Genomic DNA, 24,517 nt, shown 5'->3' on the forward strand with positions numbered 1-24,517 from the left:
TCTTTATTCCGTTGTGTCCAGTTCATAAGGGATACGAATATTGACCTTCAGTCCCAATGGATCGTTGTGCGTCAGCACCAATGAAAAATTATGATCGTACAATGCCGCTAACCGCTCACGGGTATTGACCAAACCAACCCCACTGTTTTCCGACTTGGGCAAACCACCATCCAGCGGCACACCTGGTCCATTGTCGGCTACTTCCAACAGCAGATCATGACCAAACTTTTTCGCTGAAATTGCAATTCGGCCACCTTCTACCTGGGTTGCTACTGCGTACTTTATGGCATTTTCAATCAGGGGTTGCAAGATTAAACTGGGTACTAATGCCTGGCAGGCTTCATCACTGATTTCAAAACTCACCTTCAACCGCTCTGAAAAACGTACTTTTTCAATTTCCAGATAAAGCCGAGCCGCACTGATTTCCTGTTGCAGGGGGACTTTTTTGATCGGATCTTTGTACAAAGAATAACGCAAAAAGTCACTGAGCCGGGTTACCATTTTCTCCGCAGTATCATTTTCTCTGGTCAACACCAGCGTAGAAATTGCGTTTAAGGTATTGAATAAAAAGTGAGGGTTGAGCTGGTAGCGCAACATCTTTAACTGAGCTTCATGCGCTCTGTTGGTAGCAGTAAGCAGCTTCTGCTTTTCCCGTTGCAGGGTCTGGTAATACTTAATACCAAAATAAAGGCCACTCCAGCTTAGGATCACATAAAAAGAGACCGGCGTATGTCGCAGGTACAACTGGGCCCAACTCCAGCTTTTTGGCTGAAAGCCATGGCGGTAGATTTCCCAGTAGGAATGGTTTTTAAAGATGGTCCATACCACGGCAACCACAGTGGCCAGCAACAAGACCGTCAGGATCATTTTTAGTGGATGCCAGTGCCAGGCACGTTGATACACATAGCGCAGGGGTATGGTCAGTAACCAGCCCACAAAGGCATCCAGTAATACCACCCATAGGTAAGCATCGCGCATCTCCTGCACCAGAGAGCCCAGATAATGCACCACGGCAAAACCTATCCAACCGAGCGTGTGCAGTAGCCAAAATTGCAGATGTCTTTTATCGTCTAAGTTGTGAAGCAAGGCGCCACCAGAACTGCTTGAGATAGCTGAAATTATACCCGAGTGCAGCCAGGCTGCAGCTCAGTTAAACCTGAATCCCGCTACATTAGTCGCAACGGCGCTGATAACGGATGCCAAGGCGCTGCAACACAAAGCTCAGTAGCCAGGCCGGCCCAATCAGCAAAAAGAAAATATCCTGAAAAAAGGACGGTTTTTTCCCTTCAATATGATGCCCGATAAATTGCAACAGCCACATGACTGCAAAGAGTACCAGGCTACTGAGCCAAAGAGGCCAGCCAAGCGCCAGTTCGTGCCAACGCAACACAGAAAATACCAGAGCGGTAAACAAGGTCATGCCCGCACCCAGTGCAAAAGATAAACTAAAATAAAACACCAACACAGGTACAGCCATTAACATGGCCCAATTGATTTGGCTGGCAGCCAGACCGGACAAAGGCATCGGAATGGACCATAGCAAACCAAAAACAGTGCCATAAATGATTGGCACCGCTAACCAGTGAATGGCCTTATTTATTTTATTTTGATGGCTTACCGCGTATGCATCAAACCACTGCTGTGCTGTTTTCATTGTGTCACCTGGCGGCTGCTAACTGCTCTTACCAGATTAATCCAACAGCACACAAAGTCAAGTAAAGGACCTAGCCATCAAACCCTGACAGCACCGGCACAGGTTTGCGATCCGGCCCAAGCGCAACAAAGGTAAAGCTGCCGGAAATGGCTTTGTGCTGGTCATCCTGGTACATGTGCTCCAAAAAAATATCCACATGCACCCGGATACTGGTACGCCCGACATGATCAATCTTTGCGACCAGTTCAATCAAACTGCCAGCAGGAATGGCTTCTTTAAAATCAACCCGGTCAGAAGACACAGTTACCAGGGGTTTACGGCAAAAACGGGTAGCAGCAATAAAAGCGGCTTCATCCATCCAGGCCAGCGCCTCACCACCAAACAAGGTGTTGTGGTGATTGGTGCGCCCCGGAAAAACGGTTTTAGTTACCCGGGTGATGGCATGCTGCATGCGTTTGGCAATAAGTGCATCTTGGTTGTCTGTGCTCATGCTCGCTCTGATCTGTTGGTTGTATGTGCGGGCGCGCATTGTACGTGAACGCCCGGCAAATGCAATGCTGCCAGCTTTAGTAGCTTAACATGGGGCCTAAGGGGCGCCCGCCTACCAAATGCAGATGAATATGGTACACCTCCTGACCGCCATGCTGATTGCAGTTCATAATCAGCCGATAGCCATCCTCAGCAATGCCCTCCTCTGCCGCCAGTTTACGAGCCACGGTAAAGAGGCGACCCAGTGCTTGTTCATGCTGCGGCTCTACATCATTGACTGTTGGGATCAAGTGATTGGGGATAATCAAAATATGGCTGGGTGCTCTGGGATGAATGTCCCGAAAAGCAGTCACCAGTTCATCCTGGTACAGGATATCGGCCGGAACTTCGCCGCGTACAATTTTGCTGAAAATCGTTTCTTGCGCCATGGGGATTCCTTGTCATGTTACAATCAACAGAGTCTATCTGCAGGAGACCTCAGTATATATGAAGGCTTTCATTCAATACCAGCTTCGTTGTGTCGATATCGCGGCCCATCTGATTGAGATGGAACTCACCATACAGCCACAAGACAACGGCCCCCTGCTGTTGCAATTGCCGGCCTGGATCCCTGGTAGCTACATGATCCGGGACTTTGCCCGCAATATACTATGGCTGACAGCATCGGATCAGCAAGGGCCTTTACCGGTCGAAAAAGTCGACAAACAAAGCTGGCAACTGGTTCACCGCAATCAAAGCGTCCAGATACGCTATCAGCTCTATGCGTTTGATCGCTCGGTGCGGGCTGCTTATCTGGATGATGAAGTCGCGGTATTAAACCCAGCCTGTCTGTGTTTGTCGGTCGCCGGTTATGAACAACTGCCGCATTGCCTGAAAGTACATGCCCCAACAGATGCAGATGCGGCCGATTGGCGACTGGCTACCGCTTTGCCTGCGGCAGACGATACCCCATGGCTGGGCTTTGGCACCTACCTGGCCAGGCATTACCAGCACTTAATTGACAGCCCCTTATTAGCGGGCCGCTTTCAACTGAGCGAGTTTCACATCGACGATGTACCGCATTACCTGGTGGTGACCGGACGTAATTTATTTGATGCCAGCCGCTTTACCGCCGATCTGGCCAGGATTTGCCAGCAACAACGAAATGTCTTTGGCGCTTTGCCTGAGGATTTAACGGCTTATTGGTTTTTAACCTGGGTTACTGACTCCGGCTTTGGTGGTCTGGAACACCTGGACTCGACCTTGCTGTTGTGCAGCCGCTTTGATTTACCTGCAGTGCAAACGGACAACGCCGAGTTGTCGGAAGGTTATCAAACCTTGTTGAGCCTCTGCAGTCATGAATATTTCCATACCTGGTGGGTAAAACGATTAAAACCGGCCGAATTTCATCCTTATCAACTGACACAGGAACAATACAGCCGACAGTTATGGATCTACGAAGGCTTTACCTCCTACTTTGATGATTTGGCCTTGTACAGCAGTGGTCTGCAAAGCACAGAGCGTTATTTAAAAACCCTGGAAAAAACCATCAGCCGCGTCACCCGTAACCCAAGCGATACGGTGCAATCACTGGAAGACAGCAGTTTTGATGCCTGGACTAAATTCTATAAGCAGGATGAAAATGCCGTCAATGCGATAGCCAGTTATTACGCCAAAGGTGCTTTGGTGGCACTTTGTCTTGATGCCGCTTTAACCGCGAAAGGTCGCAACTTGCCAGAGCTGATGCAACAGCTATGGCTAAAGCATTTAACTACCGGGACTCCCCCTGGCGCCATCGCAGAACAATTAGTGGAGTGGCAGCTACCCGAGCTGGCAACACAACTGAACCACTGGGTGCAAGAAGCCGAACCTATCCCTTTGGCCGATTATATACCAGCTCTTGGATTAACACTCAACTGGCGTCAACCGACCAGCCCTGACGATCTGAACGGAACAGCTGAATCAGAGGGTAACGTCTGGCTTGGTGCCCAATATCAGAGCAGTGAACACAGCATCAAACTCACCGCTGTCTATCACAAAGGACCCGCGCATCAGGCTGGCCTGATGGTAGGTGACGAATTGCTGGCTTTGGATGGCTACCGGCTGACTACCAGCAGCCTGCCAGAACTACTTAAACGTTTGCCTGTACAGCAGCCCTTGACCCTGCAGTTGTTTCGGCGTGACCGCTTGTTAGAGCGACACATCACGTTAAGCGCGCCACCCGCTACAGTGGCACAATTGCGTATGACTGCTGAAGATGCACTTCACCCCTGGTGGGCGACCCCGGTAACGGACCATTAAAGCTTAACGACGATTTGGATCCTGCCTTGGCGGTGCAGCTTCCGGCATAAGCAAAGCGGGATCCAATCGCTCTTGAAACCAGTTGATTCGCCAATCCAGATGAGGCCCGGTCACCCGGCCGGTAGCGCCCATATCTGCCACCAACTGGCCCTGAGTAACTTTATCACCAACGGTTACATGAAAAGCATTCAGGTGCATCAACGTACTGCTTACACCATATCCATGGTCGATGATGAGGGTTAGGCCCGAGTAGTACAAGTCGTCTGCCAGCGTGACTATACCGGTCATCGGCGCGTACACCGGGCTACCAACCGGGCCGGCAATATCCAGCCCCAAATGTGGGTTACGAGGCTGGCCATTAAAAATACGTTGTGACCCATAAACACCACTGATGCGGCCATAGGCTGGCCATACCGGCTGCTGGAAAGCATACGGCAAGTCGGTCATCGTTGTCCGTGCAGCCTGCACCTGCTGGCTATCACGACGGATCCTGGCCAGTACTTCAGCCGGAGGGCTGACAAAGCGCTGCTCTACCCCTTCAATCCGTTGAATGTCGTATTCCCGGCCACTGAATGTTAATGGCAGGATAAGCTGCTGGCCATTTAGCTGAACACGCAATTGATGCTCAAGCGCAGCATCCCTGCCAATGCCAAAAACCACCTGGCCGCTTGGGCTTACTGCAATTTCAGTATCATTAAACCAGACCTGGCTGCCAGCCGGCACTGCAGCACGGATCAGGCTGCCCTGCGTCAGTTCCCCGCGTAACTCAATGCTGTCTTTTGATAATTCAGTTGCCTGCAGCGGCAAACTAGCTGCAAGCAATAGCGCCTTTAGCCACACCTTCATAAGCAACCACCTTGTAATGATGTTCCGCATTCAATGTTTTCAATGCACCGGCTATGTAGTCAGCCAGGCATTCCACAGTGGTATCGCAAGGCACCACTTCGCAATGGCTGGCGGGTAAACAAATTTCAAATTGGCCCTGGCCCGCCTGATAACGCGAACAGAGATCACCGGCATTGGCCTGCAACCACTGCAAGTCATCCGGCTGACATAGATCCTCGGTAGTGATCAGGTAAATATCCTGCCAGCGATCAGCCCAGAACTTATTTAACCGGGGAGACAACATGCCATCCTGATAGATCTGAATGGTAGAGCGATGACCATGTGCGATACGCTGGCAGTTACCATCGTGCTTTTTCAGGCCATGACTGTAGTGATAACTAAAGCCCTGACTGGCTTCCGGCCTTAAGGTTAACTGCACTTGTTTCACATTGTCTGGCAACTGGCCATGCAACTGCTGCTGAATAAATTGCTCTATGGACTGCAAATCTACCTGCTGTGCCTGCAGTAAAGCAAAGGCTTGCCCAGGACCTGCCACCTGAATGGCACCACGCGCACTGTTAAAATGCACCCTGGTGACAGCATCTTGCTGTTCCAGCCTGGTGGCAGTCGAGGCCACAGGCACAGCCAACGCATGATCGATGCTGCTATCAATGACTTTTTTGATCACTTTTTTGACCAGGCCAAAATCGAACACCATGGAGGCCTGATCTAAATCACCGTGCAGCTCAACATCCACAATCAGACTTTCGCCCAATAAACCACGCTGCGAACAAAGGTAAGAAAAATCGATGACCGTCAGATCACGTACAAATAAAATCATAACAACTCACAGGACGAACAAGGTTTGTGCATTATACGGCAGCAACCGGCTCAATGGCAGAGGCTGTTAGCGATCATGCTCTTTTAACCAGGCGTAAAGCAAACCGACCTGGCCACACTTATGGGCAGCATACATCAGCCGTAAAGCATTACTGACCAGGGTGCTATCGTTCCAATCTGTTTTTTGCTGGATATCTTCATAGCAGCGCAAAGCTTCAGGTGATAGATAACCCCGCAACTCTTTTTTACCAGCTTCTTTTTGCCGTTCGCGGTATCGCCGCTGCTTTTCGGCATTGCTTAGCGCTTGTTTGTCTTGTTCGCTCATGCGGTACCTCAATGCTGGCTGAATGCTGGTGTTTGTCCTTATTTTGCACTAATCGGACTTGCTTAGCGTACAAGTGTTCGCTAAGCTCCCACCAGAAAAAATCAGACCTCGTTAATTGGAATCAACATACATGATGAAGAATAGCTTTACAAAAGAAGAATTGGCGGCCTGTGGTCGCGGTGAACTCTTTGGCCCGGGCAACAGCCAGCTCCCCATCGATCAGATGCTGATGATGGATCGCATTGTACATATTTCTGAGCAAGGCGGCGACTTTGATAAAGGTGAAATCATTGCTGAACTGGATATTACCCCAGAGCTTTGGTTCTTTGCCTGCCATTTCCAGGGCGATCCGGTCATGCCAGGCTGTTTGGGGCTGGATGCTATGTGGCAACTGGTTGGTTTCTTCCTTGGTTGGTCTGGTGGCCCTGGTAAAGGTCGGGCTTTGGGGGTAGGTGAAGTGAAGTTCACCGGCCAGATCCTGCCAACAGCTAAAAAAGTAACTTACCGGATCAACATGAAACGCGTGATCAAACGCAAACTGTTTATGGGAATTGCAGATGGCTCAGTTAGTGTGGATGGTCGCGAAATATACACTGCCAAAGATTTAAAAGTAGGCCTCTTTACCGACACCTCCAGTTTCTGAGGCTCAGGTAAAAACGCCAGCTTTACAAAGCCACAAGCCCCGGTGATCGGGGCTTGTTTTTGTTGATATTCGGCAATTACATACCCTTGTTATAGAGACCTGTGCCACGGTCCTCCATGGCTTCACGCCAGCCTCCTAACCACTGGGAGCGTACATCGAGATTTTGATAAGGACAGATTTCTTTTGAGCGGCCAGTGACTCCGGCCCGGTAACCTTGTGCGTGTGCACGTTCAAGACGATCACGTTTTTGTCTTTTCATACGGCAGTCTTCCTCAATCGTTTTTGATGACAACACTGGATGAATGCGTTCAGCCAGTCCGCATCTAATAGATAAGGCAAAGTTGCGAAAGGTTCAACCCTGTTTTAGTCGCAATTGCAACCTTTCAGAATAAGCGCCTGATATGACAATGGAATTACAAAAAAAAGAATCTGCTCATTTTTTGCAAGCAATCAAGCTGGAAAGCGGAATATAAGTTGCAGTACAAACCAGTTCAGGAATAAGAAACCCGGTAAAGCAATGACTTTACCGGGCTACTCCGAACTGGGCGTTTAACGGCTTTGTGGCAAGGTGGGATACTTGATGCCTGCCATTTCGTACATCACCCGAATCACCTGCACGCTGTAACCAAACTCGTTATCATACCAGACGTAAAGCACGCAACGATCGCCATCCACGATGGTAGCCTGAGAGTCCACCACACCGGCATAGCGCGAACCCACCAAATCAGAAGATACGATTTCAGTTGAGCTGGTGTAATCAATCTGATCCTGCAATTCAGAGAACAAAGCCGTTTGCTGCAAGAAGGCGTTCAAACCATCTTTGCTGGTTTCTTTATTCAGGTTTAACGACAGGATAGCCATCGACACGTTCGGCGTTGGTACCCGGATGGCGTTACCGGTCAGCTTGCCTTTTAATTCTGGCAATGCCTTGGCTACAGCACTGGCAGCACCAGTCGAGGTAATAACCATGTTTAAAGGAGCGGCCCGGCCACGGCGCTCGGCTTTGTGGAAGTTATCGATCAGATTCTGATCGTTGGTATAGGAATGCACGGTTTCGACATGGCCATTGCGAATACCAAACTCATCGTTGAGTGCTTTCAGCACTGGTGTAATAGCATTGGTGGTACAGCTGGCAGCCGACACAATTTTATGCTCTGGCAAGATCATATCCTGATTCACACCATAGACCACATTTGGCACTTCGCCTTTTGCCGGGGCAGTTAACAACACCCTGCCCGTACCTTTGGATTCAAAATGAATGGCCAGAGCTTTGTCATCTTTCCAGACACCGGTGTTGTCCACCACCAATGCATTGTTAATACCATATTGGGTGTAATCAACATCGCTTGGTGAGTTGGCATAGATGATCTTAATAAAAGTACCGTTGGCTTTAATGCCCTGATTCTCGTGATCGACGGTGATGCTGCCATTAAACAGGCCATGAATGGAGTCACGGCGCAACAAGCTGGCGCGCTTTTCAAGGTCCCCTTCTTTGCCACCACGCACCACTATTGCACGTAAGCGCAGTTTGCTGCTTGGGCCACTGCGCTCCAACATCAGGCGTGCCAACAAACGACCAATGCGGCCAAAGCCATAAAGGACAACATCAGTTGGCTGGACTTTATCTGGGTTATCCAACAAATCGGCCAGCTCTCGCTTTAGATAGTCTTGCAGGCTGGCGCCATTGGAAGAGTTTTTGTACTGATAACCATAAGCCAGTTTGCCGATATCAATGCGCCCCGGGGCCAGCTCCAGCTGACTGATGGCTTCAAGGATAGGAAAGCTTTCCCGCAAACGGAGTTTTTGTCCTTCGTAACGCTCCACCATTTTATGGGCTTTGATCAGCTCAATGGTGGTTGCATTGACCAGAGGCTTGCCATAAACAACCACTTCCACGCCTTTGTTGCGGTACAACCGCCCAATCAAAGGAAGCATGTTCTCGGCAAATTCCTGGCGCTCCTGCCAGCTCTTCTGGTACTGTTCTTCGTGTGATAGGGTCATAGTTCGGCCTTTTAACTTCAGTCTGCTGAATGTAATGGGTGTTCAGATACAGAGGCCGCCCTTGCGAGCGGCGGCCTATTGTAATAGAAACTGAAACCTTACCACAACAGTTACAGCTTTTTTTCAGGACTAAACTGCAAAGAGACCGAGTTTACACAATAACGCTGACCCGTTGGTGCCGGCCCATCGTCAAATACATGGCCAAGATGGGCATCACACTGAGCACAAAGAATTTCCGTGCGGCTCATGCCATGGCTCTGATCATGCTGATAGCGTACTTTGTCAGCCAACGACTGATAAAAGGACGGCCAGCCGCAGCCAGCGTCAAACTTGGCCGCTGAATCAAACAGAGCAGTACCACAGCAAATGCAATGATAGCTGCCTTTAGCTTCCTGATAGAGTAACTCACCACTAAAAGGCAGCTCAGTCCCTTTAAGCCGGGTTACCCGGTATTGTTCCGGGCTTAATTGTTGTTGCCATTCAGCATCGCTTTTTTTCATACTTCACTCCCGTATTAAGCACCGAAAGGTTTCGCTCCAATCAACAACTGATGCAAATAAAAAGCAAACAGCCAGAACAGCAGTATACCGAGCAACAGCGACACCAGATCACGCCACAAAAAAACCGGCTCGCTGAATAACTTCAGCCCGTCACAACATCGACTGATGGCATAACAAATAGCATCAGCTTGCCCTTTTATTGGTTAAATATTCAATGCATGGTCGCTGTATGGATAATCATGCGCTTCCAGACTTTCCTGATAGCTTTCAACCCGATCAGCGACAATATCGGTGCGGTAAAACTGAGCAATGTGGTATACCGCATCGCCTTCATTCACCAGTGGCAGCTTCAGCAAACCAATGATAATCCCACTGTAAGGGGCACGGATTTCCTGCTCCGACTCGCCAAAAGGATCCGACACCACTCCCAGCACCGTCTGGTCTTTCAGCACCCGGCCTCCTTCACGTACAAAGGCCCGGAAAATACCGCTTTGAGGTGCTCGTACCCAGGCACTGGAGCGAGCCATTACCGGCTCTTTCGGCTGCGGGCGCCTTGATGGCGGTAGCATATCAAGCGCCCGCATCACCCGTAAAATGCCCTCAACCCCACCGCGAATAGCCACTTCATCAAAACGCAACGCTTCGCCGGCTTCATACAACAAGGTTGGGATCTTGTTTTGACCTGCGGCTTCCCGCAGTGAACCTTCACGCAACTCGGAATTAAGGATCACCGGGGTGCCAAAGGCTTTGGCCAGACGCAGAGCTTCCGGATCGTCCAGATCGGCCCGGATTTGTGGTAAATTAAAGCGGTGCAAAGCACCTGTATGCAGATCAATGCCATGCGTTGACTGGCTTACCACTTCACTCATAAAAAGGCGCGCCAGCCGTCCCGCCATGGATCCTTTGTTCGAGCCGGGGAAGCTACGGTTTAAGTCACGCCGATCCGGCAGATAGCGGCTTTGGTTGATAAAGCCATGCAAGTTCACCACAGGCACCGCCAGTAAAGTTCCTTTTAAACGCTTTAATGCTGGCACTTTCAGCAGACGGCGGATGATCTCGACCCCATTGATTTCATCACCATGAATGGCAGCACTGATAAAGAGCACAGGTCCTTGCTGACGACCACAGAGTACCTGTACCGGCATCATCACTGGTGTATGGGTATAGAGCTTGCTGCCACGCACATCTATGGTTTTGCGCTCCCCAGGCCTCACCTCAATCCCACCAATGCAAATGCTGCTGTTACGACTGCGAACCTGTGTACTCATTCAGCCACGTCCCTTGGTTTTCGTACGATTGGGTTTGGCATTTTTCTCAATAAAGTCAATGATAGAGCCAGCAATGTCTTTGCCGGAAGCCCCCTCAATGCCTTCCAGGCCAGGAGACGAATTCACCTCCATCACCACAGGACCATGATTCGAACGCAGTAAATCAACCCCGCAGACGTTTAATCCCATCACTTTTGCCGCCCGAATGGCAGTGGCGCGTTCTTCCGGCGTAATGCGGCACAACTGAGCAGTCCCGCCACGATGCAGGTTGGAGCGGAACTCCCCCTCCTTGGCCTGACGCTTCATGGCCGCCACCACCTTGCCACCAATGACAAAAGCACGAATATCAGAGCCCTTCGCTTCTTTAATAAACTCCTGAACCAGAATATGTTGCTTTAACCCCATAAATGCCTGGATCACGCTCTCTGCTGCCTGATTGGTTTCTGCCAGCACCACCCCTATGCCCTGAGTCCCTTCCAGCAGTTTGATAACGGCCGGTGCACCACCGACAATACTGAGCAGATCTTCAATGTCATCCGGCGAGTGGGCAAAGCTGGTGACCGGCAAGCCAATACCGCGCCGTGATAACAACTGCAAGCTACGCAGTTTGTCACGCGAACGGCTGATGGCAACCGATTCATTCAGTGGATACACATTCATCATCTCAAATTGACGCAATACAGCCGTGCCATAAAAGGTAATCGAAGCACCAATTCTTGGGATCACTGCATCAAAGCCGGTCAGGACTTCCCCTTTGTAATGAATTTCCGGATTATGGGAGGTGATGTTCATGTAACAACGCAGCGCATCAATCACCCGCACTTCGTGACCGCGTTGCTGCGCTGCTTCAACCAGCCGCCTGGTCGAGTACAGCTTGGGATTTCGGGATAATATTGCGATTTTCATACCGGCTTAACCTTCTCAGAACACTGCTCAATCGGTGACAATGGTTGCAAATAAGACGCTTCCGGCACCACCACAAAACGGTGACGCAGCGCTTCCCGCCCTAACAACATTCGAAATAACATGCTATCACGGCTAGTCAGAGAAACTTCAATCGGATAGCTTTGCTGCCCGACCACCACCTCTGTTTTAATAAAATACCGTTCGGTAGTATGCCCGCCCGAATCAGTAACAGCTCGTTTGTCATGCACTTTGGCTTCACACCAGACAACCTGCTCTGTATCGTGTTGCCGTGGGTGCATCCCAAAACGCACCCATTCCTCACCCTCTTTCTGAAATGGCTCCACAGAGAAAGTATGCAACGCAGAGCTCCGTGCCCCCGTATCCACTTTGCACTTAATCGCAGGGATCTGCAGCTCTGGCAGTGCAACCCATTCCCGCCAGCCAATTGGCCGGGCTTTTACATCAGACTTGTTCAAGAGTTGTTGCTCCCTATTGCATTGCTGGCAACGCTGCCGGCACCACTCTTAGCAGGTGCCCCTGGGGCTCATCGGTCAGCAGATAAACAGCACCATCCGGCCCGGTTCGCACATCTCGAAACCGCACCTGTAACTCGGTAAATAATACCTCCACCACCTCAGCGCCTTGTGAAGTCAATCGCACCCGTTGTACCTGGCGGGCAGCCAAGGCTCCAACCAGCAGATCACCTTGCCACTGAGGAAATAAATCACCCTGATACAGCGCAAGACCTGAAGGCGCTATCGAAGGTGTCCAGTCCAGCAACGGAGGTTCCATGCCCTGGTAGGCGGTAAAAGGTGTGATGCGGGCACCGGTGTAATCGATGCCTTGGGTAACGACTGGCCAGCCATAATTGCGCCCTGGTTCGATGCGATTGAGTTCGTCACCGCCTCTGGGGCCATGCTCATGACTTAGCAGCTGATTGTTGGCGCTATCATACACCAGTCCTTGCACATTTCGATGACCATAACTGTAGATTTCTGCTAAAGCACCACGCTTGGCGGCAAAAGGATTGTCTGCAGGTATCGTTCCATCTGGCCACAAACGAACCAGGCTGCCAAGATGGCTGGTCAAACGTTGTGCCTCTTCGCGGTAATCAAAACCATCCCCCAGGCTGAGCACGATACTGCCATCACCCAGCCATACTAGACGACCACCGTAATGCGCATTGCCGCTTTTCGCCGGATAACTGCGAAAGATCTCGGTTAAGCCGGTGAGCTCAAGCCGGCTGAGATCCAGACGGGCACTCGCCAGGCAGCTATGATTAGCGCGTCTGCTGCCACAAGCATAACTTAAGAAGATCTGTTGCGAGCGGGCAAAGTCTTGTGCCGGCAACACCTCAAATAACCCGGCCTGGCCCGAGGCAAACACCTCCGGTAAGCCAGCAATGGGTTCTGGCTCCAGCCGGCCATCGGCGTGCACCAGGCGGAGCCGTCCCGGGCGCTCTGTCACCAGCATAGTGCCACCTGGAAGGAAAGCCAGTGACCAGGGATGCTCCAGCCCTTGAACAACCGTATCTACCCGATAATCGCTATTGGCACTGGCAGGCTCGGTATTTAACACTGTCAGCAACAGGCATGGTAGTAACCATACCGCCGTAGATGTTGGACGCGCGGGCCCGCCGCGGCTGTTCTGCAGGTACGATTTCGCTGCAACTGCCCGGCCAAATAATGCCCCTGCCAGAGCAGCAATCAGCAACAACACCAGCATGCCCATCAGGCTTCGGCTGGCTGCAATCAGCGTAGGCATCGGTGCTACAGCGTTCACCAGCAGCAAGGTACACCAAAGGCCGGATCCTGCAGCCAGCGCGAATAAAGCCGGCTGCCAGCGCAAGACAATAAAACGACGCAAGCCAAGTGCCACCCCCTGAGAAATGCCATAACTGACGGACAACAAAGCCGCATAGACTGGCGCAAAATGACGGATATCGTGCCAACTGGTGGCCCATCGCTCGCTTGCAGGAATAACAACACCCAGTTGCTGCAACGCCAGTAAATTCAGTTGCGTTTGCGCCAGCGTGCTGAGCACCACCGCCAGCAATAAGGTCCAGATAAAATGCAGCAGCAGTTTGTAGCCCTTTGCAGTAATCAACATCAGGTTTCTCCCAAGCCAACTTATCGAATAAACTGAAAGCCTTAATAGTAGTGCAGCAACACTGCAACTGCTATGATTTTACCGTAAAACCAATCACCTGCTGCAACATAGGATCCTGAACGTGACCGATTGGACCGATCATCTTAACAGCCTGGCCAACCACTTGTGGCGACTGAGCCCTGGCTGCCGCACCGGGGTAGATCCCAGCATGGTCAGGCTGGTTGCCCACCGAGGGGCTCACCACGGACAAACCGGAAACCATGGCGACAATGTTCTGGAGAATACCCTGGCCGCATTCGACCGCTGTCTGCTGCATGGTATCTGGGGCATTGAGCTTGATATTCATTTAACTCTGGATGGTGAGCCGGTGGTACACCATGATCCAGCCTGTGGCCGTTTATTTGGCCGGCCGGATCTGGTTATTGCCGAAACCCGTTTTGATGTGCTGCAACGCGAATTGCCAGCCATCCCGCATTTGCAAGACATCATTGCACGCTATGGCCGACAACTGCACCTGATGCTTGAGATTAAAGAGTCCTGGCGTGAGTCTCCAGCCCTGGTACCACGCTTACAAAGGTTGCTGGCTGAGCTGGTACCGGAGAAAGACTTTCACCTGCTTAGTCTCGAACCGGATCACCTGGAGGGCTTTCGTTATTTGCCGCCTACCGCTCTGGTCGATGTGGCTCTGACCAACACCAAGCAGATTGTTCGGCAGAACCTTGCTCTTGGTCATGGCGCTGTGGCTGGCTCCTTTGCACTGCTTACTCCGGCCATCGTGCAACAATTAAAAGCCGCTGGTAAACAAACCGGTACCGGCCAGGTTAATCACCCTGATATTCTGAACCGTGAAGTCAATCGGGGCGTAGACTGGATCTTCAGCGATCAGCCACTGCGCTTGCAATACCCGGAAAAGTTCCGATAATAGGTTACGTAAAACAACAACATAATGAACAATAATCAACCATGAGGTCTCTATGAAAACTTTGCTTGCGCTTAGTATTGGCGCTGTACTGGCCGGCAGCACTCTGCTCAGCTCTACTGCTTCGGCGGTGAGCCCATCGCCTTACATCCATACTCAGTTCAATGTGACAGAATCGATGCAGCAAGCCGATCTGTTGGTGGTGCTGGTGCCGGAAAATGCCGGTGAGTTGCGTTTAACCGGCTGGGATCGCAGCAGCCGTAATCACATCAACCGCGCCATTAGCGTCGCTGCCTTTGACGGCAAAGCCGGTTCCCAGCTGGATATTGTTGCTCCTGTCGGGTTGAATTATGGCCGCGTGTTGCTGCTGGGGGTCGGTGATACCGCTGAGCTTAGCCGAGCCAAAGCTGAGGAAATCGGCGCCAACTTAAGCAACTGGGTCAATGGTACCAAAGCCGAAACTGTGCATGTCCATAGCCAGCTAATTGCCAATGCCAGCGATAATCACCGCATTGCCGCCGCTATCGCCCATGGGGTCGAGCTGCGCAATTACCGGTTTGACCGTTTCAAAAGCCAGCCGGAAGCCCGGCCAGCCCAGCGTTACAGCTGGCAAGTCGCACTGGCGACCGAGGCCCGGGCTAAAATTGAGCAAAAGCAGGCGCTGGCACAAGGCGTTTTTACAGCCCGTGAACTGACCAACCTGCCCGGCAGCAGTGGCTATCCGGCAGCCTTTGCCAATTTTGCCAAAGCAGTGCTGGAACCCTTAGGCGTGGAAGTGACTATTTTGGGGCCAGAGGACATCCAAGCCCTTGGTATGGGCTCTTTGTATGGTGTTAGTCAGGGCAGCCATATGAAAGCTCACCTGTTGGTCGCACGCTGGCGTGGCAACGATGACGACGCGCCTATTGCACTGGTTGGCAAAGGCAATACCTTCGATACCGGCGGCTATAACTTAAAAACCCAATCGGCTTCCATTTTACGCATGCACACCGACAAAGCCGGTGGTGCTGCCGTGGTAGGGGCTATCCAGGCCCTCGCTGGCCAGAAAGCCCAGGCCCATGTGGTGGGTGTGGTGCCGCTATCCATCAACATGATTTCTGGTACCGCTCAATTGCCTGGCGATGTGGTTACTGCCGGCGATGGCAGTACCATTGAAATTGGCAATACCGACGCAGAAGGCCGGCTTATTTTGGCCGATGGCATCTGGTACGCTAGAGAACACATCAAACCAAGAGCCATTGTGGATATTGCCACCTTAACCGGTGCCAAAGTTGGCGCGCTCGGAACCGAGTACTCCGCCGTCTTTACCCGGGATCAACAGATTGAAGCCAGCCTGCGCGAAGCAGGTAACCTGGTGCAAGAGCGGGTTTGGCCACTGCCATTGGATGGCTATGATAACATCGTCCGCAGCCGAATTGCCGATCGCATCAATACCGGCTCGCCGGGTGCTCAGGCCGGGGCAATTTTCCTGCAGCATTTTGCCGGCGATATCCCCTGGGCACACATTGATATGGCAGGCGATGCTTTCAATGCCAGCGCCAATGGCATTCACCCGGAAGGCAGCAGCGGTTACGGTGTGCGCTTGCTGACTGAGTGGGTCAAACTGTATCAGGCTCAAAGCAATTAATCTTTGTTGCCGTCAGGGTGGCCGATCTGGCTGATCGGTCGCCCTACTCGCTATCCTGCCAAGCTTCTGCCACTGCAGTGCCCCGGCTTTCATTCAGCGGCAACACCGCCACTATTGCCAGCACAAACAAAAACAGACAAAAGATAATGGCATCGGCCAGACCAAAAGCCCACTGCATCAGACCAAGGCCGACCATGCCAAACACCGCGGCCAGTTTGGTGGTCATACTCCAGAAGCCAAAAAACTCCGCTGCTTTGCTGTTTGGGGTTAACACCCCCACCAAAGCCCGGGCAGCCGATTGCGAAGCCCCCAGGCTGGCACCGGCCAGCACCCCGGCAAATAAAAACACATACTGAGCCTGCCAATCGACATCAAACCATTGCCGGCATAAGGCCGTCAGCCAGGGCGTTTGCCAAATAGCCAAAATAGCCAGCAGCCACAACATCAAGGTTAAGAGGTAAGTTGTTCGGGCACCGAGAGCACTTTGCAAAAAACCAAAACCAATAGCACCGAAGGCGGCAGTGATTTGCACGGTGACAAACATCAGTACCCGCACCTGTTCGTCCCAGCCAATCACCTGAGCGCCGTAGATAAAGGAAAAAGCAATGATGATGTAAATGCCGGCCATGGCAAAGAACACCGACACCAACAAGGTACGCAGATCGCGAAATTGCGGCAGGTGCTGCCAGGTCTGCCTCAGACGCCCCAGTCCGCCCCCCAGCAACCCCTGCCCTGCAGGTAAAACCCGCTTTCGACCGCGCTCGCGCACAAACCAAAAGGTAGGAATAGCGGCCAGCAAAAAGAAAGCCGCGGCAAAAGGCCCGACAAAACGAATGGTATCGTAGTTTTCCAGCGAGACTTCACCGAGAAAGAACAGGGTAAAAGCAGTCGCTATCAAACCACCGACATAGCCCAGGCTCCAGCCAAGGCCGGAGATCCAGCCCAGGGCTTTACGCGGCCCTAAGTCGGTCAAAAAACTGGCGATAAAACCTTCGCCAATGGCGTAGGCAAAGTTAGAGACAATAATCAGCAGCATGGCCGGCACTATCCAACCCGGCTCCACCAGATACAAGAGCGCGGTCGCCCCCACCGTTAGCAGATAACTGGCAAAGAGAAAGCGCTTGCGACTGGCCGAATAATCCATCACAGCACCGCAAATCGGGTTGGTCAGTACCACCAACAGGTAGCTGATGGCCAGCGACACACTCCATAGCAAGTTGCCCATACGGTAATCCGGTGCATCCCCAACCACAATGCGGGTAAAGAGATCGCCGTAGATCACGGTAATAATAAGCAAAGTGTATGCCTGATTGGCGAAATCAAACATCGCCCAGCCAAAGATTTCCCGCTTCGGTGCCAGCTGTTGGGGTGTCATAAAGCACTCAGATGATGATGTGTCCAGCTCACTCTAGCATGAAAGTGAGCTGGAAATCATGTCGCTACCGCCGTTTCAACAACGACAGGCTCAAGCCAAAAGATAACGGCCTTAACGTAGCTCTGTCCGAATGCTTGCTGCACTGGCCTTGGCTTTGTTTACCGCCGCTTCAATGCTCTCATCCAGCGCCAGCGCCACCCCCATTCGGCGCTTGCCCTGTACTTCCGGCTTGCCGAATAAGCGTAGTTCGGTATCCGGCTTAGCCAGTGCTTCCTGTAAGCCCTGGTATCGAATATCGTCACTCTGCCCTTCGACCAGCAGCACTGCAGACGCAGCCGGGCCATACTGGCGGATCTGAGGAATAGGCAAGCCTAAAATAGCTCTGGCATGCAAGGCAAACTCACTGTATTGCTGCGAAATCAGGGTTACCAGGCCGGTATCGTGCGGACGCGGCGAGACTTCACTGAACCACACCTGTTCGTCTTTAATAAAAAGTTCAACGCCAAAAATGCCGTTGCCCCCCAATGCCTGCACTATCTGGCTGGCAAACTGTTGCGATTTTTCCAACGCAGCTGCGGACATGGCCTGCGGCTGCCAGCTCTCGCGGTAGTCGCCATCTTCCTGGCGATGGCCGATAGGTGCACAAAACTGAATACCAGCTACCGATTGCACGGTAAGCAATGTAATTTCGTAATCAAAATCAACAAAGCCTTCAACAATGACATGCCCTTTGCCGGCGCGGCCGCCTTCTTGCGCATAGTCCCAGGCAGCATCCAGATCCTCTGCACTTTGCAACACCGTCTGTCCCTTACCGGAAGAGGACATGATAGGCTTGACCACACAAGGGTAACCAATAGCGGCTACCGCGGCTTCAAAGCTGGCTCTGTCCTGGGCAAAACGATAAGCCGACGTAGGCAGTTGCAGCTCTTCGGCCGCTAAACGCCGGATCCCTTCACGGTTCATAGTTAAATTAGCGGCCCGAGCGCTGGGTACCACGGTAAAACCAGCCTGCTCCAGTTCCAACAACTCGGTGGTAGCAATGGCTTCAAGTTCAGGCACAATAAAAGTAGGCTTTTCTTTGATCACCAGCTGCCGCAAGGCGGCATTGTTCAGCATGGATATCACCACCGCTTTGTCTGCCACCTGCATGGCCGGGGCATTCGGGTAGCGATCCACGGCAATGACTTCGCAGCCATAACGTTTTAATTCAATACACAGCTCTTTACCCAACTCACCACTTCCAAGCAGCAGTACTTTGGTAGCACTGCAACTACCGGGTGTTCCAATGGTTGTATTCATTATTTGATCCTCGTCATTGGCCGGCCCTGCTCGCTCCACAAAACATGGAAAGTTTTGCCTTTGGGCTGATCGGTGCGCTCAAAGGTATGAGCCCCAAAAAAGTCACGCTGGCCCTGCAGCAAGTTGGCCGGCAAGACCGCAGTACGGTACGCATCGTAATAACTCAGGGCTGAGCTTAGGGCAGGCACCGGAATGCCGGCCAAGGTTGCATTGGCAACCGCCTGACGCCAGTGCTGCTGAAAACTGGAGATTTGCTTGGCAAAAAATGGATCCACCAACAGATTATCCAGCTCTTCATTGCGCTGGTAGGCTTTGGTAATCGACTGCAAAAATACTGCCCGGATAATGCAGCCTGCCCGCCAAATTTTGGCGATCTCGGCAAAATTCAGTTCCCAGCCTTGTTCGGCTGCGGCGGTTTTCATCAGGTGAAAGCCCTGGGCATAGACACAAACTTTGGCGCAGTACAGCGCATCGTGCAGCGCTGCCACCCTTGCTTGCTTTTGTGCCTCATCCAGTAGCTGCGGGCTTGGCCCCGCTAATACGCTGGAAGCTTTCACCCGCTCGGCTTTTAACGCCGACAACGAACGGGCATAGACCGCTTCAGCAATGCTCGGCGCTGGGCTGCCCAACTGCAGGCTGCTAACCGCCGTCCAAAGGCCGGTGCCCTTTTGGCCGGCTTTATCCAGGATCACATCCACCAGCGGCAAACCAGTCTCGGAATCCGCTGTCGCCAGTACCTCTGCACTTATTTCCATCAGGTAACTGTTTAAAATGCCCTGATTCCAGTCTTTAAATACCCGCGCTATTTCCTGCGGATTCATATCCAATTGATCGCGCATCACCTGGTAGGCTTCGCAAATTAATTGCATATCCGCGTATTCAATACCGTTGTGCACCATTTTGACATAATGGCCAGAGCCCGTCGGACCTATGTAGCTGGCGCAAGGTTCGCCTTCCTGCACCGGTTGACCAGGTACTTTGCGCTCAATTGGTTTACCGCTCACCGGATCGACTTTGGCAGCAATGGCCTGCCACACGGGTTTGATGCGGGTCCAGGCGTAGGGATCGCCACTTGGCATCAGTGAAGGGCCAAAGCGTGCTCCTTCCTCCCCACCAGACACCGCAGTACTAAAGAAGATAAATTTCCCTTCGTAGGACTTTTCCCGTTCTACCGTATCGGTCCAAAGGCTGTTGCCGGTATCAACCACAATATCATCGGCCTGGATGCCGGCATCAATCAGTTTGTGGCAAATATCATCGACTGGCTTACCTGCTGGCACCGACAACACAATAAGGTGCGGAGCCGTCAGGCGCCCTAGCAGTTCAGTATACGAGCTACATGCAACCACCCGCGCTGGCTGGTCGCCACGTTCAGCAGCGTCCTGCGCCAGCAAAGCCTCCAGCCGCTGATGATCCAGATCGAAAGCGGCCACCCGATAACCGTTATCGGCCAGATTAAGAATAAGGTTTTTGCCCATAACGCCGGCTCCAACGAAGCCGATATCGCAGTGAATGACTGGTTCTGACATGAGAGGTCCTGTTTCAACCGGAGAAATCGGCGCGAAGTATAGCAAGTTCACGCCATAAATGCAGTCTCCGTCTTGTGTCGGATCTTTTGACAGCTGCCATTGACCCTTGAGGTTGCTTTTCCTGTACTTTGACAGCTTTCTACCGCACCACAAGGCCACTCTCAATGGTACCCCTGTGCCTGCTAACGTCTATCACGCCTCTCTATGGTTAACGGTAGAACACCCCGTCCATTTCGCGCTCAAGTTCCCGCAAAGTAGCCGCTGGCCCCACATAATAGCCAACCTCTATCATGAAATAGACGCCAGGGCTGGGCTCAGACATACGCCAATCAATATGTTCAATATGAGAAACACCAAATTGAACTTCCAGCTCTGTCCGCTTTGCATTAAGAATATGCTCCAGCCCATCTTTTGAGCGGGCGGCAGCCATCGCAGGCAAAGCAATATACCCATCCCGCCGTTCGATCTTAATATCCAAAGCACGCAGCAGGTTTCGAAGCTCGTCTTCAGCAACTGGCAACAGGCTTGCCACCAGTTCGTGACTTTCTTGTATGGCTTGATGGAATGATTCAGACTGAGAGTCTGTGGCTTTCACTCCAGCTTCGATATACAAAGCATCGGGTACACGACCTGATGGCCCACCGCCCGTGCCAGAAGGACCAACACGGGTATCATAAAACTCAATTGAGATATACTCTGGCGGTCGTCGCATTGTTGCAATAAAGGCAGCATCGACTAATTGTTCAAGTTGGCTTTGGTTGAGACCCAAACGGTTGCTTGACAAGGCAAGCGCTATCTCGATGACTTGATAAGCTCCATCCTGACGTAACGGGCCCATCAAAACACGAATGTCATCATTTGCCAGTTCTGTATTGGTGTTGGTATTGTAAAATCGCACCCCAAGGTACTCGGGTTCAACCCGAATAGTTGAGCCAACAGCTCGCTGAAAGATCTCGTCAGCACTTGCCCCCTGAACCAAAAGTTCGGCTACATCAAAGGGCGTTTGCTGGCGTGTTTGAGCCATCGAAGCAGGGCTGAGCATAACCATGCAGAATACTAAAAATGCTAGTATGATGATTTTCAAAACATATTTCCCCTTGCACTCGTAGCGGGTATATGTAACATATTATGCAATTAGAGTCTTACCTTTTCATCAAGGATATGCCATGCAGTGCCTATTGCGGGTTAGCTTGCAGCTAGTTACTTTTGCTCTCATTGCAGCTTGTGCCAACTACCCACTTGGCATGACTGAAGATGAATGGAACCGACTATCACCCCAACAACAACTTGATGCCCGCGAGCGTCAAGCCCTGTTAAACCAGGCTGAGCATGCCCGGCGTGCTGAAGCCGCAAGACACAAAGCTGAACAGGAACGTGAAGAACAACAACGCTATCAAGCTATGCTGGCAAATGCCGGGCCAGGTGACATTGTGCAATGCGTACTGCAAAACGGCGAAGGCTATTATGGCAGTAGTTGGCATCCAGCCGAGCCGGTTGGCTTTTCGTTACTGCGCGATTACACACAAACAGTCAGTTTTGCAGAACAAGGCCGCCCTACCCGCAGTATCACCACCGAATTGACCTACAATGGTGCCAATATACGAGTGTGCCGCCTCAACAACCGTGACTGCTCCAATGTCGCAGCCACACAGAATCAGTTACGCAATGGTATTTCTCAAAACATTCAGGTGAATCGAGCTATTCGTGGCACACTGTACTGCGATATTCCAAACCACGACAGAGTAAGATATCGTCCACAGCAATAACGTCCAAATGGCTTTGATGAAGCAATGGGTTAAAGGCTTAGTTCTTCTTTGCATCGATCCGATTGCGCAAAAACTAATTGCGATCTAATTCCCTACCCCGCTCATCAATAACAAAGTTAGCCTTCTCCATATCCTTGATAATTAAAACGTAATCCTGTTGGTTGTCATTATTCAGATCGCCCTGAATTTGTTCGAGAACAACATATCCAGCAGGAACAAACTCGATAGGTAAATTTGCGGTTATAGAGCGTGCTTGTCCGTATACGCTTGTTCCAAACACCAAAGAAAAGATAACAACAACGCTTTTCATTTCAAACCGCGACTGTATGTTGCAGACTAACGACTCTACGATAGCTGCCGCCCGCGACACAGCCTGTGAAACGGTGGCACACCTGCGGACGCAATCCTCCATCAAAAACTTTCTCCATAGCGGCTTTTGTTGAGTATTTGATGGGCATCGGAAAACCCCACAAGCTCACGTATGGCTTGGCTTTTGTCCTCAGAATGATGGTAATAAGCCTCAGCAATACGCTTTCCAATCCAGTACGCCATGTCTGCAGGCTTTCCATCCGATGCTGATTGCGGTTTCAATGGTAAGTACAGGTTCCAATGCCTGTTTTGCTCGCATTACGTCCGTATAGTTTTCCTTTATCCAGCGCTCGATATCATCTTCAAAAATGGTCATGGAATTGCCTAACACTCAAAGCAGCTGCGCTCTGTTCAGCATCGGCTGCCTTTACTTGTTTATGAGCTACCCTTTCTTTCACAAAAAGATACCACAGATCACTCTCACTCTTTATGATTTCCGCCGAGTGCCCATGTCCTGGTGATTCGACAAAAATTAAGTACCGTTCACCAGTATTAAATGTTAATGATGGTGAGCAGCTTCCATTTGGATACGGAGCTCGATATGCCTCTTGGCTCCAAAACTCTGGTGAACGGTGTTGATCAAAGTCATTCACGATATGCGATTGCCTCGCTCTAAACTTTACCCACTGAAACTCAACTGGTGGCCGGCCTTTTATTACCTCAATAGTCCTGAAATAGGACAACATGGCAGTATCAACTAGTTCAGCCAACACAATGGTATCCGTTGTATCAATAAGCTCTTCATGACTTAACAAAGCGCCGTGCATCCTGGCAGAGCATGAAAATACAGGCCAAGAAAAGAATAAGAGCAAAACTATCGTTGCTAACTGTTTCATGTCATTACTCAGATTCGGGATCGGGAGACACCTCACAGCACCTCTCCTCCCACAGCACCTTGGATACGGAACACGTATGCGGTGGTTCATTTGCATAACCCTAATCGTACTACCAGGGTCGGTAGCCCCAAGCTCAGACCGCGGCGGAAGAGTTATTTTGCTTGTACTGTCTAACTAACCAACTTTGCATAGCTGGCTCGTTCAATATCCACAACTTCAACGGTTAAAGAGCAAGTTTGAAGCTCAAGCTTTTGAAGTTGAACTAATACTGACTTTGAAAGCAATTGCTTTTGTTCGAGGGTTCTACCTGACAAGATTTTTAAAACCACATGCACAAAATCAGCTTTCTCTGGCCCCGTTAAATAGCTGTAATAAGTAATTGCTCTCACTTTTATATCACTACCATCAGTCTCAAATAGCTCTGACTTCAGGGCACCTGAAAATACCAGCGGCAATATCAACTCACTATCCAAGGATGCCGAATGTTCAACTACAATGTGGCACGAATTACTCCAAAAATACAACGCCCGCTGCAAAAACAAGCAACTTGTTACCAGCTGAGCGCCCAGCGGACACGTTGTGCATGTTATGCTTGCAGCTCATCTAAGCGCTTTTTTACTGACTCAATGTCAACATACTGACTTAGAACTGACATGCTCGCATTACTTTGCGAAAACATTCCTGCAGCCATGAACGCTGCACCAGCTAAAGCGGCACCTAAAAATAGGAAAATTGTATCAATGAGTTGGTACTTATATGCGACGACAACAAAAACTGTGCTAACAAGCATTACAATGAGCCAGATCATTCTGCAACGAGAGCATGAGGCTAAAGCACCGTTTGATTCATGCACTTCAACAATCCATTTAAGAGCTGCAATTTCGGTATCAACAGGGCTATCGTTTGACACTCAATTCTCCTTAGGCATAACGCCCGCCACAAACGCAAGCAACTTGT

The 24,517-nt window shown here is 51.0% G+C and carries 27 protein-coding genes; 5 read left to right on the top strand and 22 right to left on the bottom strand.

Features of this window, described 5'->3' with window-relative positions:
- Nucleotides 1–3: 3 nt before the first annotated feature.
- The 4 genes from QWF21_RS05550 to hinT form a co-directional block, all read right to left on the bottom strand.
- Nucleotides 4–1,086: a sensor histidine kinase gene (locus QWF21_RS05550; protein WP_330087055.1), complete on the bottom strand. Its 1,083-nt coding sequence runs from the start codon at nucleotides 1,084–1,086 to the stop codon at nucleotides 4–6.
- An 85-nt stretch (nucleotides 1,087–1,171) separates the two neighbouring features.
- On the bottom strand, nucleotides 1,172–1,654 hold the full coding sequence (locus QWF21_RS05555) for an Mpo1 family 2-hydroxy fatty acid dioxygenase (protein WP_330087056.1): 483 nt from the start codon (nucleotides 1,652–1,654) through the stop codon (nucleotides 1,172–1,174).
- 70 nt (nucleotides 1,655–1,724) lie between these two features.
- Nucleotides 1,725–2,144 (bottom strand): acyl-CoA thioesterase, encoded by a 420-nt coding sequence (locus QWF21_RS05560; RefSeq protein WP_330087057.1) that lies wholly within the window; start codon nucleotides 2,142–2,144, stop codon nucleotides 1,725–1,727.
- A gap of 76 nt (nucleotides 2,145–2,220) precedes the next feature.
- On the bottom strand, nucleotides 2,221–2,571 hold the full coding sequence (gene hinT, locus QWF21_RS05565; RefSeq protein WP_330087058.1) for a purine nucleoside phosphoramidase: 351 nt from the start codon (nucleotides 2,569–2,571) through the stop codon (nucleotides 2,221–2,223).
- A gap of 58 nt (nucleotides 2,572–2,629) precedes the next feature.
- Here hinT and QWF21_RS05570 point away from each other — a divergent pair, with 58 nt between their 5' ends.
- Nucleotides 2,630–4,423: a M61 family metallopeptidase gene (locus QWF21_RS05570; protein WP_330087059.1), complete on the top strand. Its 1,794-nt coding sequence runs from the start codon at nucleotides 2,630–2,632 to the stop codon at nucleotides 4,421–4,423.
- 3 nt (nucleotides 4,424–4,426) lie between these two features.
- On the opposite strand, the gene QWF21_RS05575 is transcribed toward QWF21_RS05570, so the two are convergent.
- The 3 genes from QWF21_RS05575 to QWF21_RS05585 all read right to left on the bottom strand — a co-directional run bounded on the left by QWF21_RS05575 (nucleotide 4,427) and on the right by QWF21_RS05585 (nucleotide 6,413).
- Entirely contained in the window at nucleotides 4,427–5,269 is an 843-nt protein-coding gene (locus QWF21_RS05575; protein WP_330087060.1) for a M23 family metallopeptidase, read from the bottom strand.
- On the bottom strand, nucleotides 5,232–6,089 hold the full coding sequence (locus tag QWF21_RS05580) for a 6-carboxytetrahydropterin synthase (RefSeq protein WP_330087061.1): 858 nt from the start codon (nucleotides 6,087–6,089) through the stop codon (nucleotides 5,232–5,234). The genes QWF21_RS05575 and QWF21_RS05580 overlap by 38 nt, the downstream gene beginning before the upstream one ends.
- A 66-nt stretch (nucleotides 6,090–6,155) precedes the next feature.
- Nucleotides 6,156–6,413, bottom strand: a complete 258-nt coding sequence (locus QWF21_RS05585; RefSeq protein ID WP_330087062.1) for a hypothetical protein — start codon at nucleotides 6,411–6,413, stop codon at nucleotides 6,156–6,158.
- Nucleotides 6,414–6,543: 130 nt separating this feature from the next.
- Here QWF21_RS05585 and fabA point away from each other — a divergent pair, with 130 nt between their 5' ends.
- Nucleotides 6,544–7,056 carry a 3-hydroxyacyl-[acyl-carrier-protein] dehydratase FabA gene (fabA, locus tag QWF21_RS05590; protein WP_330087063.1) on the top strand — a complete coding sequence of 171 codons (513 nt, stop codon included), beginning with the start codon at nucleotides 6,544–6,546 and terminating at the stop codon, nucleotides 7,054–7,056.
- A gap of 76 nt (nucleotides 7,057–7,132) precedes the next feature.
- On the opposite strand, the gene rmf is transcribed toward fabA, so the two are convergent.
- The 7 genes from rmf to QWF21_RS05625 all read right to left on the bottom strand — a co-directional run bounded on the left by rmf (nucleotide 7,133) and on the right by QWF21_RS05625 (nucleotide 13,840).
- Nucleotides 7,133–7,315 (bottom strand): ribosome modulation factor, encoded by a 183-nt coding sequence (gene rmf, locus QWF21_RS05595; protein ID WP_330087064.1) that lies wholly within the window; start codon nucleotides 7,313–7,315, stop codon nucleotides 7,133–7,135.
- Nucleotides 7,316–7,605: 290 nt separating this feature from the next.
- The gene (locus QWF21_RS05600; protein ID WP_330087065.1) at nucleotides 7,606–9,057 is read right to left on the bottom strand and encodes a glyceraldehyde-3-phosphate dehydrogenase; all 1,452 of its coding nucleotides are present in this window, start codon (nucleotides 9,055–9,057) and stop codon (nucleotides 7,606–7,608) included.
- A 110-nt stretch (nucleotides 9,058–9,167) separates the two neighbouring features.
- Nucleotides 9,168–9,557 (bottom strand): peptide-methionine (R)-S-oxide reductase MsrB, encoded by a 390-nt coding sequence (gene msrB, locus QWF21_RS05605; protein ID WP_330087066.1) that lies wholly within the window; start codon nucleotides 9,555–9,557, stop codon nucleotides 9,168–9,170.
- A gap of 203 nt (nucleotides 9,558–9,760) precedes the next feature.
- The gene (locus QWF21_RS05610) at nucleotides 9,761–10,825 is read right to left on the bottom strand and encodes a succinylglutamate desuccinylase/aspartoacylase family protein (RefSeq protein WP_330087067.1); all 1,065 of its coding nucleotides are present in this window, start codon (nucleotides 10,823–10,825) and stop codon (nucleotides 9,761–9,763) included.
- Complete coding sequence (rimK, locus tag QWF21_RS05615) at nucleotides 10,826–11,731, bottom strand: 30S ribosomal protein S6--L-glutamate ligase (RefSeq protein WP_330087068.1); 906 nt, start codon at nucleotides 11,729–11,731, stop codon at nucleotides 10,826–10,828.
- Nucleotides 11,728–12,207, bottom strand: coding sequence for an ATP-dependent zinc protease family protein (locus tag QWF21_RS05620; protein WP_330087069.1), 480 nt, complete (start codon nucleotides 12,205–12,207; stop codon nucleotides 11,728–11,730). The genes rimK and QWF21_RS05620 overlap by 4 nt, the downstream gene beginning before the upstream one ends.
- A gap of 13 nt (nucleotides 12,208–12,220) precedes the next feature.
- A complete protein-coding gene (locus tag QWF21_RS05625; protein ID WP_330087070.1) occupies nucleotides 12,221–13,840 on the bottom strand; it encodes a PQQ-dependent sugar dehydrogenase in 1,620 nt (539 codons plus the stop codon).
- Nucleotides 13,841–13,961: 121 nt separating this feature from the next.
- On the opposite strand from QWF21_RS05625, the gene QWF21_RS05630 reads away from it, so the two are divergent.
- Nucleotides 13,962–14,762, top strand: a complete 801-nt coding sequence (locus QWF21_RS05630; RefSeq protein WP_330087071.1) for a glycerophosphodiester phosphodiesterase — start codon at nucleotides 13,962–13,964, stop codon at nucleotides 14,760–14,762.
- A 52-nt stretch (nucleotides 14,763–14,814) separates the two neighbouring features.
- Nucleotides 14,815–16,386, top strand: coding sequence for a leucyl aminopeptidase family protein (locus tag QWF21_RS05635; RefSeq protein WP_330087072.1), 1,572 nt, complete (start codon nucleotides 14,815–14,817; stop codon nucleotides 16,384–16,386).
- Nucleotides 16,387–16,429: 43 nt separating this feature from the next.
- Here the strand turns inward: QWF21_RS05635 and QWF21_RS05640 are convergent, their stop codons facing one another.
- The 4 genes from QWF21_RS05640 to QWF21_RS05655 all read right to left on the bottom strand — a co-directional run bounded on the left by QWF21_RS05640 (nucleotide 16,430) and on the right by QWF21_RS05655 (nucleotide 21,673).
- Nucleotides 16,430–17,761 carry an MFS transporter gene (locus QWF21_RS05640; RefSeq protein WP_330087073.1) on the bottom strand — a complete coding sequence of 444 codons (1,332 nt, stop codon included), beginning with the start codon at nucleotides 17,759–17,761 and terminating at the stop codon, nucleotides 16,430–16,432.
- Nucleotides 17,762–17,872: 111 nt separating this feature from the next.
- Entirely contained in the window at nucleotides 17,873–19,060 is a 1,188-nt protein-coding gene (gene purT, locus QWF21_RS05645; protein WP_330087074.1) for a formate-dependent phosphoribosylglycinamide formyltransferase, read from the bottom strand.
- The gene (gndA, locus tag QWF21_RS05650; RefSeq protein WP_330087075.1) at nucleotides 19,060–20,589 is read right to left on the bottom strand and encodes an NADP-dependent phosphogluconate dehydrogenase; all 1,530 of its coding nucleotides are present in this window, start codon (nucleotides 20,587–20,589) and stop codon (nucleotides 19,060–19,062) included. The genes purT and gndA overlap by 1 nt, the downstream gene beginning before the upstream one ends.
- A gap of 208 nt (nucleotides 20,590–20,797) precedes the next feature.
- Nucleotides 20,798–21,673, bottom strand: a complete 876-nt coding sequence (locus QWF21_RS05655; RefSeq protein ID WP_330087076.1) for a hypothetical protein — start codon at nucleotides 21,671–21,673, stop codon at nucleotides 20,798–20,800.
- An 82-nt stretch (nucleotides 21,674–21,755) separates the two neighbouring features.
- On the opposite strand from QWF21_RS05655, the gene QWF21_RS05660 reads away from it, so the two are divergent.
- Nucleotides 21,756–22,355 (top strand): hypothetical protein, encoded by a 600-nt coding sequence (locus tag QWF21_RS05660; protein WP_330087077.1) that lies wholly within the window; start codon nucleotides 21,756–21,758, stop codon nucleotides 22,353–22,355.
- Nucleotides 22,356–22,428: 73 nt separating this feature from the next.
- Here QWF21_RS05660 and QWF21_RS05665 read toward each other — a convergent pair whose 3' ends face one another.
- The 4 genes from QWF21_RS05665 to QWF21_RS05680 form a co-directional block, all read right to left on the bottom strand.
- Nucleotides 22,429–22,665, bottom strand: a complete 237-nt coding sequence (locus QWF21_RS05665; protein WP_330087078.1) for a hypothetical protein — start codon at nucleotides 22,663–22,665, stop codon at nucleotides 22,429–22,431.
- Between the two features lie 361 nt (nucleotides 22,666–23,026).
- Entirely contained in the window at nucleotides 23,027–23,560 is a 534-nt protein-coding gene (locus QWF21_RS05670; RefSeq protein WP_330087079.1) for a hypothetical protein, read from the bottom strand.
- A gap of 170 nt (nucleotides 23,561–23,730) precedes the next feature.
- Nucleotides 23,731–24,084, bottom strand: a complete 354-nt coding sequence (locus QWF21_RS05675; protein ID WP_330087195.1) for a 5-carboxymethyl-2-hydroxymuconate Delta-isomerase — start codon at nucleotides 24,082–24,084, stop codon at nucleotides 23,731–23,733.
- A 62-nt stretch (nucleotides 24,085–24,146) separates the two neighbouring features.
- The gene (locus QWF21_RS05680; protein ID WP_330087080.1) at nucleotides 24,147–24,470 is read right to left on the bottom strand and encodes a hypothetical protein; all 324 of its coding nucleotides are present in this window, start codon (nucleotides 24,468–24,470) and stop codon (nucleotides 24,147–24,149) included.
- Nucleotides 24,471–24,517: the final 47 nt, after the last annotated feature.

The sequence above is a fragment of the Alkalimonas mucilaginosa genome, assembly GCF_036327005.1.
GTDB classification, from domain to species: domain Bacteria; phylum Pseudomonadota; class Gammaproteobacteria; order Enterobacterales; family Alteromonadaceae; genus Alkalimonas; species Alkalimonas mucilaginosa.

What these genes read in the sequence shown, in the direction of transcription:
- QWF21_RS05665 (WP_330087078.1), bottom strand. Translation starts at nt 22,665, where the DNA reads ATGAAAAGCGTTGTTGTTATCTTTTCTTTGGTGTTTGGAACAAGCGTA.
- QWF21_RS05570 (WP_330087059.1), top strand. Translation starts at nt 2,630, where the DNA reads ATGAAGGCTTTCATTCAATACCAGCTTCGTTGTGTCGATATCGCGGCC.
- QWF21_RS05575 (WP_330087060.1), bottom strand. Translation starts at nt 5,269, where the DNA reads ATGAAGGTGTGGCTAAAGGCGCTATTGCTTGCAGCTAGTTTGCCGCTG.
- QWF21_RS05640 (WP_330087073.1), bottom strand. Translation starts at nt 17,761, where the DNA reads ATGACACCCCAACAGCTGGCACCGAAGCGGGAAATCTTTGGCTGGGCG.
- hinT (WP_330087058.1), bottom strand. Translation starts at nt 2,571, where the DNA reads ATGGCGCAAGAAACGATTTTCAGCAAAATTGTACGCGGCGAAGTTCCG.
- purT (WP_330087074.1), bottom strand. Translation starts at nt 19,060, where the DNA reads ATGAATACAACCATTGGAACACCCGGTAGTTGCAGTGCTACCAAAGTA.
- QWF21_RS05660 (WP_330087077.1), top strand. Translation starts at nt 21,756, where the DNA reads ATGCAGTGCCTATTGCGGGTTAGCTTGCAGCTAGTTACTTTTGCTCTC.
- QWF21_RS05600 (WP_330087065.1), bottom strand. Translation starts at nt 9,057, where the DNA reads ATGACCCTATCACACGAAGAACAGTACCAGAAGAGCTGGCAGGAGCGC.
- msrB (WP_330087066.1), bottom strand. Translation starts at nt 9,557, where the DNA reads ATGAAAAAAAGCGATGCTGAATGGCAACAACAATTAAGCCCGGAACAA.
- QWF21_RS05635 (WP_330087072.1), top strand. Translation starts at nt 14,815, where the DNA reads ATGAAAACTTTGCTTGCGCTTAGTATTGGCGCTGTACTGGCCGGCAGC.
- QWF21_RS05670 (WP_330087079.1), bottom strand. Translation starts at nt 23,560, where the DNA reads ATGAAACAGTTAGCAACGATAGTTTTGCTCTTATTCTTTTCTTGGCCT.
- QWF21_RS05625 (WP_330087070.1), bottom strand. Translation starts at nt 13,840, where the DNA reads ATGTTGATTACTGCAAAGGGCTACAAACTGCTGCTGCATTTTATCTGG.
- gndA (WP_330087075.1), bottom strand. Translation starts at nt 20,589, where the DNA reads ATGTCAGAACCAGTCATTCACTGCGATATCGGCTTCGTTGGAGCCGGC.
- rimK (WP_330087068.1), bottom strand. Translation starts at nt 11,731, where the DNA reads ATGAAAATCGCAATATTATCCCGAAATCCCAAGCTGTACTCGACCAGG.
- QWF21_RS05560 (WP_330087057.1), bottom strand. Translation starts at nt 2,144, where the DNA reads ATGAGCACAGACAACCAAGATGCACTTATTGCCAAACGCATGCAGCAT.
- fabA (WP_330087063.1), top strand. Translation starts at nt 6,544, where the DNA reads ATGATGAAGAATAGCTTTACAAAAGAAGAATTGGCGGCCTGTGGTCGC.
- QWF21_RS05580 (WP_330087061.1), bottom strand. Translation starts at nt 6,089, where the DNA reads ATGATTTTATTTGTACGTGATCTGACGGTCATCGATTTTTCTTACCTT.
- QWF21_RS05555 (WP_330087056.1), bottom strand. Translation starts at nt 1,654, where the DNA reads ATGAAAACAGCACAGCAGTGGTTTGATGCATACGCGGTAAGCCATCAA.
- QWF21_RS05610 (WP_330087067.1), bottom strand. Translation starts at nt 10,825, where the DNA reads ATGAGTACACAGGTTCGCAGTCGTAACAGCAGCATTTGCATTGGTGGG.
- rmf (WP_330087064.1), bottom strand. Translation starts at nt 7,315, where the DNA reads ATGAAAAGACAAAAACGTGATCGTCTTGAACGTGCACACGCACAAGGT.
- QWF21_RS05585 (WP_330087062.1), bottom strand. Translation starts at nt 6,413, where the DNA reads ATGAGCGAACAAGACAAACAAGCGCTAAGCAATGCCGAAAAGCAGCGG.